The organism is uncultured Eudoraea sp. (genome assembly GCF_947260015.1).
Classification (GTDB): Bacteria; Bacteroidota; Bacteroidia; order Flavobacteriales; family Flavobacteriaceae; genus Eudoraea.
On sequence record NZ_CAMYOM010000057.1, the window covers coordinates 1 to 8,129 of the forward strand.

The window sequence follows — 8,129 nt, forward strand, 5'->3', positions numbered from 1 at the left end:
TGAAATTATTAAAATATGTCGGTTTATTATCTCTGATTTCTAGTTATACATTTCTGATTTTATCTCTTAAAGTTGATATTTCAGAAACTGCAAATTTTAATCTTTTTAATATTGCTTGGGGATTAGGAATTTTAAGTTTGATTTCAAATGTTGTTTATGCAATCAAAGCACAAATAAAAGATTGGATATTTAGTATTTTTGGAGTTTGCGGTCTTATATAGTTTGCTCTACCTTTTGTAAGTGATGGATTAAAGTCTAATATTGAAAACCCCTAAACTACGACTCTTCCTTTTTCTTCAACATGGAAATAAATGGCTTTGCTGTAATGCCGTGTAAAATAATACTTAGAAAAACGGTACAGATTATTGTTAATAAAATGGTTTTTTCGTGAGGAAGTTTTAAGTCCAAAATCATAATCGCAAATACAATACTTGCCAAACCTCTTGGTCCAAACCAACCTGAGAATAACTTCTCGGAAGTATTAAAGCCAGATTTGAATAAAACAAAAAATACGGGTACCATTCTAACTACTGTTAAACTTAAAAGAGAATACAGAACTACTTCTATTGAAAAATCGTTTATATATTTGCTAACTACTACTGAACCAAAAACAATCCAAGTAACCATAGTTAAAGCATCTCCTAAACCTTCGGCAACTTCTATCAATTCCTCGTCTTTTTTCGTATTTAACACACCGTACAACAAACCTCCAGTAAAACAAGCAATAAAGCCACTTCCACCAAGCCATTGAGCCAAGGCAAAACATGTAAATGAAAGGCCTAATATAATAATCGCTTTTCTGGATCCATTTATCCATTTTCTCGCGGCACTATACTTAATAAGTTTTGATACTATAAAGGTAATTACGACACCAACTAATACCCCATAACCAATTTCTTTTAAAAACAAACCTATACTAAATTCAAAATCGATACTTCCACTTGTTGATGAAGAAAACATCGCCATAAACAATAGTAATACAGGTACACAAATCCCATCATTCAGCCCACTTTCTACATTTAAAGATTCTCTAATTTTTGAAGGAACAGAGGGGTTGGTTGCTACAGATTTACCCAAAGCCGCATCTGTTGGTGCTAATGCTGTAGCTAAAATTGCCAATTCTATCCATCCAAAACCATCAAAAATTACAACACCAACCCAATACCCAAATAATATGGTAATTGGCAATCCAATTAATAGCAATCTTGAAGGAACTTTAATATTCTTTTTTAAAACACTCATATTCGTATTAGAAGCATCCGTAAATAACACTAAAGCAAGAGCTAACTCTGCAAGTGTCATATAACTTTCATTATCTATGGTAATATCAAAAACATCCAAAAACAAGGGGCCAATAGCAACTCCAAAAATCAAAAATAATAAAGGGCCATTAATAGCTGTTTTTTCAATTTTTTCAGCAAATAAATTATAAATCAAAACAAATGAAGCCAATAATGCTAAATGAATGTACATAACAGCATGTTTAAATTAGATGAGATAAGTTCAAAAATAAATAAGATTTTTTAAGAATTTCTGAAAACCTTGAAAAATTTAGAATCAAAGAAGGAAAAACTGATTTGGTGAAAATTGAAAAAGATTTTACTAATAATCTTTGGAGGGTATTTGAAAAACGACAAAATCATATATCAAACTAGACCAAAACTTTTCAATTCATATAAAATTCTATTTCTGATTGGAGCATTTTTCGTTTACACTTCTGACACTTTGACTTTAAAGTTATTTATGGGCGGTATTTTTGCAATCGCAATAATCTTTGGAATAATTAAAAATTATTATGCAAACGGAATTGTCATAACGGAAAACCGAATTGAGCTTTTAAAAACAAATCCTAAATTTGACTTAAAAGTTCTAATTCCAATCAGTTCGTTTGAATTTGGACACGTCCTAAAATTTTTGAATGGAAAAGGAATTGTTATTATTTTAGTGCATTCTGACCAAGAGTTAAGAATGTTTATTGATGGACAAATAACTGAATTTCCAATGCGGAATGAAAAAACTGCGTAGAACAACGCCTCCTATGAAAAATAGCCGAGTACGTCTTAAAACGAAACTATAACCATAAAATAAAGGTCAGTAATAAACCGAAAAGTTAGTGCGTAAAATCCCTCTACTTTTTATAATAGACCGTTGTCGTTAATTTCCGTTACAATCGCCGTGCATAAGCACCTATCAGCGTTGGTGATGATACCATAATTTGGCGAGCGACCGCATCGTCTCGGATACGATCAACAAGAGAATCTAGTTCAAGTTCGGCTACCGTTGCGATGCCAAGCTTTTCCGTCAAAGGCGCAATATTACGCAGTGTGTTTGCCATCCAGGAGTAACCTGAGAAATCAGGTCCGCCCCCAGCAACAGCTTCTTCGGTCAATGACGGGAAGGAAAGTCCCGCATCAAGAAATGTTTTCATGAGGAGGCGCCCCATCCTCAGGTGCATACCGGCGCCAGAGAACGTCTGCACGATAGTTCGGGCTGTATCGTTCCAGATAGATGCTACGGGATACGATAATCCAATGAAGTCCTCGTTCATATCCGCCTCATGAAACGCCACAATGCCACCTTTTTTGATACGACGAACGATTGTCAAGAGTCCATCAAGGGGATCGGCAAAATAAAGAAGGACCAAACGTCCGACTACTGCGTCGAACTCTCCAGAAAGTTCTGCCTCGCGTACATCACCCTCAATAAAGGTCACGTTAGAAATTTCGAGCAAACTTGCTCGCTCACGAGCCTTCTCGAGCGCACTGCCGTCAAGATCTATACCAACAACCTCACCTGTAGGTCCTACTAGCTTGGAGACAAGGAAGGCTACATCCCCAGCACCACTACCAACATCCAGGACTCGCATCCCCGGACCGATACCCGCCTCTCGGAAAAGACGCTCTGTTATATGACGAAAAAATGCGGCCTGTTCAGTTAAACGGTGGTATTCATCTTCTGACCGTCCAAGAGCGTATGTCGGATCATTTTTTTTCATGGTTACATTGTTAATTGGTTCAACGGTATGTTAATCTGTTAGTTAAAACCTGGCTAATAATTACCCCCGTTAAGCAAACGCCTAATTGTGTGTTTGATTACCAAAACACAATATGACCCTATTCAACAATATATAAATTAATTCTGAGCGCAACAAGCTCCATTCTTAATTACACAAATGACTACTACGGTTATAAAACGGAATGGCTCTTAATTAATAAATTCCTATAACTTTTTCGCCTGGAGTGCATTCAAGTGAAGAATACCTGATTTTATTGAAGTGTAAGAGATTTAAACATAGGCACACCACCGCATAAAATTAACCCGCCTGCCTTTAGTTGAACTATCCATCATTAACTAATTCTTCAAATATTGGGTTATTAAAACGGTCGTTTAAATATACTATCCCAAAAAATAGGTCCCAAGATATTTGCTATGTAAACGGTTGTAAATGTATTTTATTCGAATGAAATTCTACCAGGGTATTGTAAGTCCTTTAATTACTAGGATTTGTTATCTTAGTTCTTATAAGTGGGAGTTCATCAATAACTATATCCCTTTGTTAGCAGCAATAAATATCAACTAAGATGACTTTAAAAGAAATATTAATTGAATTAGAGAATTATGGGGATGAAGCCATAAAGAAAATCTATATGAATCACGGTGCTAAAGAGCCACTTTATGGTGTTAGGATTCAGGATATGAAAAAGATTGTCAAGAAAGTCAAGAAAAATCATGAGCTATCACTTGAATTATATGCAACTGGAAATTCTGATGCTATGTATCTCGCTGGTCTTATTGCAGATGAAAATAAAATCTCAAAAAGTGATCTTAATAAATGGGTAAAAGGTGCAACTAATCACGGTATTAGTGAATACACTGTAGCATGGGTAGCCGCTGAAAGCAAATATGGCTATAAGCTAGGACTTCAATGGATCGAATCAAGCAATGAACTAGTCGCTACCGCAGGTTGGTCCACGCTTTCCAATTATGCGGCTATTACGCCAGATGATAAACTGGACCTGAAAATCTACAATAAACTTTTAAACAGAGTTGAAAAAAACATTCATAAAGCTCCAAACAGAGTGCGGTATACAATGAATGGTTTTGTGATTGCCGTAGGAAGTTATATAATTGATTTAACAGAAAAGGCGTCTCAAGTAGCGGAAAAAATTGGCAAAGTAAGTGTCAATGTTGGAGGAACTTCGTGTAAAGTACCAATTGCAGTTGACCATATTAGAAAGGTTAAGGAAAAAGACAAACTAGGTAAAAAACGAAAAATGGCAAGGTGTTAATACTGCTGCCAACAAAGCCTAAACTGCATTTAAACACAGTTTAACCAAAACCTTGGTAATAATTTGGTAAAATATTTTCAATGTATAAGTTAATAGTTTTCTTTTTCTGCCTCATCTATAATACAGCTGTTATTGAGGCTCATCCAGGAGTTGGGATCGTTATGGATAGTAAAGGCAATGTATTCTATACTGACTTAGATCATGTTTGGAAAATATCAACTAGTGGTGAGCAGTCCATTGTGGTTAGAAATGTTCATACACATGAACTATATATAGACGAAGAGGATAATCTTTATGGAGAGCACCAATGGTATGAAGGAGAAGCTACCGATAAGTGGGGAAATTACGTTTGGTGTTTAGGTAATGATGGCATATTTGAAAAAACCGTACAAGATATTGAAGGTTTTCTCGACAACAATACCTTGGTAAGAGATCCGGAAAGTAGCACCTATTGGGCAGAAAAGTCTGGTGACCATGAAATGTTGAAAAAACAAACATTAAGTGGTCAGAGCTATTTTGTTACTGAACATTATTTCGATGACATTCGCTGGATGTATTTTTCAAAATATGATAATAACCTCTATGTAGTAGATCATTTGAAAATTAAAAAAGTGACTCCCAAAGGAGACGTAACCGTGATAGCAGATAATCTAAAAGATTCCAAAATTTCATTTGATGGCGTAGCAGATCGTCATTATATATTTGGAATGTGGTCCGATGAGAAAAAAGATCTGTACGTAGCAATTTATGGGGCAGGAAAAGTAATAAAGATTAATACAACCGGAGAAATGACAACGATTTTCGAATCGAAACCGTTTTGGTCTCCCACTGGAGGATTGAATGCTCCGGATGGTTCACAATGGATAATGGAGTTTTCTAAAAGAAATAAAACACGCGTAAGAAAAATTAGCGTAGACGGAAAACACACACTGTATGCAAATTAAATATTTCTTATAAGAAAAAAATACCGCCAACAACGCGTCCTATGAAAAATAACAGCAGGCTACTTAACTGAATTAACCAACTGAAAAGTCCGAAATCACAAAACCGCTACTTTTCATACCTGTCTGTCGTAGGTAGGTACAAGACCGTTCCCCTACCACCAAAAGATCTGTCACTCTTTACAATGTGGAGGTCTTATATTTAAATATTATTAGGCTGATTTTAAGTCCTTTATATTAATTCTGTATCTTAGGAAGAATAACCAACTGCTTCCTTCAGATGATCAGTTTCTTTCGTAATATCCGCCAAAACTTGCTCTCAGAGGGGAAAACGGTAAAATATCTCAAGTATGCAATGGGTGAGATTGTGCTTGTTGTCATCGGAATTTTGATCGCTCTTCAGATCAATAATTGGAATGAGGAAAGAAAAGTCAGAGATTTTGAATTTGTACTATTAAAGGAATTGCGAACTGAATTGACTTTTAATAAAAATGATCTTGACCAAACACTCATTATTCTTAATAACTCTATTAAATCAAATAAAATTATTGCCTCGGTTTTCGAGGCTCACCAGCCCTATCAAGATACGCTCGACTTACATTTCGCAAGATTATACAGCTTTAGTTTTTTCATTGCTAATAATACAACTTATGATAAATTAAAGAATACTGGCATAGATATTATTCAAAATGAAGAAATCAGGAATAGAATATCTTCGCTCTATACTTATGAATTTTCTGGATTAGAAAAGATCGAAAGCCTTTATATGCAAGAACACTATGTGAACTATTTAAAACCCATTTTTATGAATGAGTTCATCACTTTTGATTTTCCTAATTCTCTTAAAGTTAGGGATTATGAATCATTCATGCGAAATGCAAAAATAAAACAGGTAATCAATTTCACTATTGTCAATTTAGGAATTGTCATGAGGACTCAACAAAATTTAAGAAATGAAATGGAGGAAATTATAGGCATGATTGATGAAGAACTCAAAAAAGAATGATTCCCTATTTTTTACCACCAGTTATTTAAAAGAAACAATAAATTAAAGGTAATTTAATAACGATAGGCTAACAACCACTATAATTCATACCTGTAAATCTCCTACTCCATTCTGGTCTAACAAAGACCAACCAATACTACATCTGTTACTCTGCAATGTGGGAGTTTTATAATCGCTTTAAGAATTATCATAGCACCTGCATGATCTAAATCATTTACCGGTCTGTCCGTATCCTTTATTTTAGTCCCAAATCTTAAATCTAAAGTTATGAAACAGTTCATTTTTGCACTATTGTTCGCAATTGGATGTATAGGCCTTTATGCAAACGAAGTCCATTTTATAGCGCCCCAGGAAGTACAGGTTGGTGATATTTTTAAAATAGGCGACCCCGATGCTCCGAGGTACAGGCATATAAATTTTCCCAGGCCTAATTTTATTATCAAAAAAGGCGGGGTTGCCAATTACAACAGGTTGGAAGGAAATAAAGTGGTGGTAACCGCTGTAAAGGAAAAGAAGGACGGCACCCTGGAAGTAATGATCAAAAGAACCGATGGCGTACGATTCTTTGGAAGCCACAGGGAAGTATCAGCAGATTTGAAGGCTGCCCTGGAAACGGGTGAATTAGTTGAAATTTAAAGAAGGCTTAGCTATAAAAGCGTCGTATCTCATATTTAATATCACGCTTTAATTATGAAGGAATCCGACCTTGACCCCAACCAGGGATACTAACTTGTTTAATTTCCGGATATCAGGTAATCCGAACGCCATAGGTCCTGAGGAGTTGACATATATCATGTTTTATGGCTCATTATTTAAGGATCTTTAGGCCGTTTTAGCACCCACTAATATTTCAAAACAGTTATGAAAATACTAAAGAATATTGGTATCTGGCTTGGGCTAATCATCCTGATGATGATTTTATGGGTAATTGGTCTGATGCTTGGGAATATGGTTTTTCCAAGTAGTCTTATGGAAATGGAAACGGACAGTGATGGTGCATCAGGATTCCTTTTCTTTTTGGTAAGTGCGCTTAATGCCGGGATTATACTTACACTAATTTACAAAGCCCGGTATACAGGCTGGAAACTTGCAGGTCTTGTTTTTCTGGTTGCCTTTGGAATCCAGTATTTCATGTCACAAATTGAGACTGTTTGGTTTAATGATAGTCTTGGTTTGCCCGGCAAAGGCATTGCGGCCATTGTTTTTGGAGGTGCCTTTACACTTATTGCCTTTTCCGTAATTGCTGTTTGGATCACAGGGAAATTTAAAACTGAGCCTAATAACATCGATGATAGTGATCGATTTAGATTTAGTATTAAAAAAATAGTAGTGCTTTCGGCAGTTATTTGGCCGCTAATCTATTTTGCCTTTGGCTATTTTGTTGCCTGGCAATTTAAAGAAGTACGCCTCCTGTATTCTGGCACCACGGAGATGGATTCGCTGCTGGAGATTATGAAGGGAAATTTCGAATCGGGACTTTATTTGTTTCAGATCTTCAGGGGATTTTTATGGGTCTATATTGGCATCCTGGTTTTGAGGATGGCCAGGGGTAATAAGATCTCGAAAGGTATTCTTTTGGGGCTTTTATTTACTATCCTTGGCAGCAGTGGATTATTGCTTCCCAATCCTATCATGCCGGAAATGGTGCGGATGGCGCATCTTCTAGAGACAAGCACATCCAGCTTTATTTGGGGTTTTATCATTTCGTGGACGCTGTGGCAGCCGGTACCGGGAACAGCAATGGAAAATAATACATTAGAATAGGTTTTAAATACTATGCCGGTTATTATTAGAAACTTTTATCCCTCTCATCTACAGTAATTAACCATTCGTCTACACTCCCTAAACTTTCGTCTATAGTTAGACCTAAGACTTAAAATTAAAGTAGAACTT

General features: G+C 35.9%; 10 protein-coding genes. 7 read left to right on the forward strand and 3 right to left on the reverse strand.

Annotated features, from left to right (window positions below; genetic code table 11):
* On the forward strand, positions 1-221 hold a 221-nt coding region (locus Q0X66_RS14925), incomplete at its 5' end, for a hypothetical protein (RefSeq protein ID WP_297707750.1).
* Positions 222-276: 55 nt separating this feature from the next.
* On the opposite strand, the gene Q0X66_RS14930 is transcribed toward Q0X66_RS14925, so the two are convergent.
* On the reverse strand, positions 277-1,473 hold the full coding sequence (locus Q0X66_RS14930; protein WP_297707751.1) for a cation:proton antiporter: 1,197 nt from the start codon (positions 1,471-1,473) through the stop codon (positions 277-279).
* A gap of 114 nt (positions 1,474-1,587) precedes the next feature.
* On the opposite strand from Q0X66_RS14930, the gene Q0X66_RS14935 reads away from it, so the two are divergent.
* Positions 1,588-2,025, forward strand: coding sequence for a hypothetical protein (locus Q0X66_RS14935; protein WP_297707752.1), 438 nt, complete (start codon positions 1,588-1,590; stop codon positions 2,023-2,025).
* A 139-nt stretch (positions 2,026-2,164) separates the two neighbouring features.
* Here Q0X66_RS14935 and Q0X66_RS14940 read toward each other — a convergent pair whose 3' ends face one another.
* The gene (locus tag Q0X66_RS14940; RefSeq protein WP_297690569.1) at positions 2,165-2,995 is read right to left on the reverse strand and encodes a class I SAM-dependent methyltransferase; all 831 of its coding nucleotides are present in this window, start codon (positions 2,993-2,995) and stop codon (positions 2,165-2,167) included.
* Between the two features lie 586 nt (positions 2,996-3,581).
* Between Q0X66_RS14940 and Q0X66_RS14945 the strand changes: the two genes are divergently transcribed.
* From Q0X66_RS14945 to Q0X66_RS14955, 3 genes are all read left to right on the forward strand, one after another.
* The gene (locus Q0X66_RS14945) at positions 3,582-4,289 is read left to right on the forward strand and encodes a DNA alkylation repair protein (protein WP_297690570.1); all 708 of its coding nucleotides are present in this window, start codon (positions 3,582-3,584) and stop codon (positions 4,287-4,289) included.
* Positions 4,290-4,369: 80 nt separating this feature from the next.
* The gene (locus Q0X66_RS14950) at positions 4,370-5,233 is read left to right on the forward strand and encodes a hypothetical protein (protein WP_297707754.1); all 864 of its coding nucleotides are present in this window, start codon (positions 4,370-4,372) and stop codon (positions 5,231-5,233) included.
* A 277-nt stretch (positions 5,234-5,510) separates the two neighbouring features.
* Entirely contained in the window at positions 5,511-6,236 is a 726-nt protein-coding gene (locus Q0X66_RS14955; protein ID WP_297690572.1) for a DUF6090 family protein, read from the forward strand.
* A 116-nt stretch (positions 6,237-6,352) separates the two neighbouring features.
* Here the strand turns inward: Q0X66_RS14955 and Q0X66_RS14960 are convergent, their stop codons facing one another.
* Complete coding sequence (locus Q0X66_RS14960) at positions 6,353-6,517, reverse strand: hypothetical protein (RefSeq protein WP_297707756.1); 165 nt, start codon at positions 6,515-6,517, stop codon at positions 6,353-6,355.
* On the opposite strand from Q0X66_RS14960, the gene Q0X66_RS14965 reads away from it, so the two are divergent.
* Together Q0X66_RS14965 and Q0X66_RS14970 are read left to right on the forward strand one after the other, a co-directional pair.
* Entirely contained in the window at positions 6,504-6,872 is a 369-nt protein-coding gene (locus tag Q0X66_RS14965; RefSeq protein WP_297707758.1) for a hypothetical protein, read from the forward strand. The two genes, Q0X66_RS14960 and Q0X66_RS14965, sit on opposite strands and share 14 nt — an antisense overlap.
* Before the next feature lie 225 nt (positions 6,873-7,097).
* A complete protein-coding gene (locus tag Q0X66_RS14970; RefSeq protein ID WP_297707761.1) occupies positions 7,098-8,000 on the forward strand; it encodes a hypothetical protein in 903 nt (300 codons plus the stop codon).
* Positions 8,001-8,129: the final 129 nt, after the last annotated feature.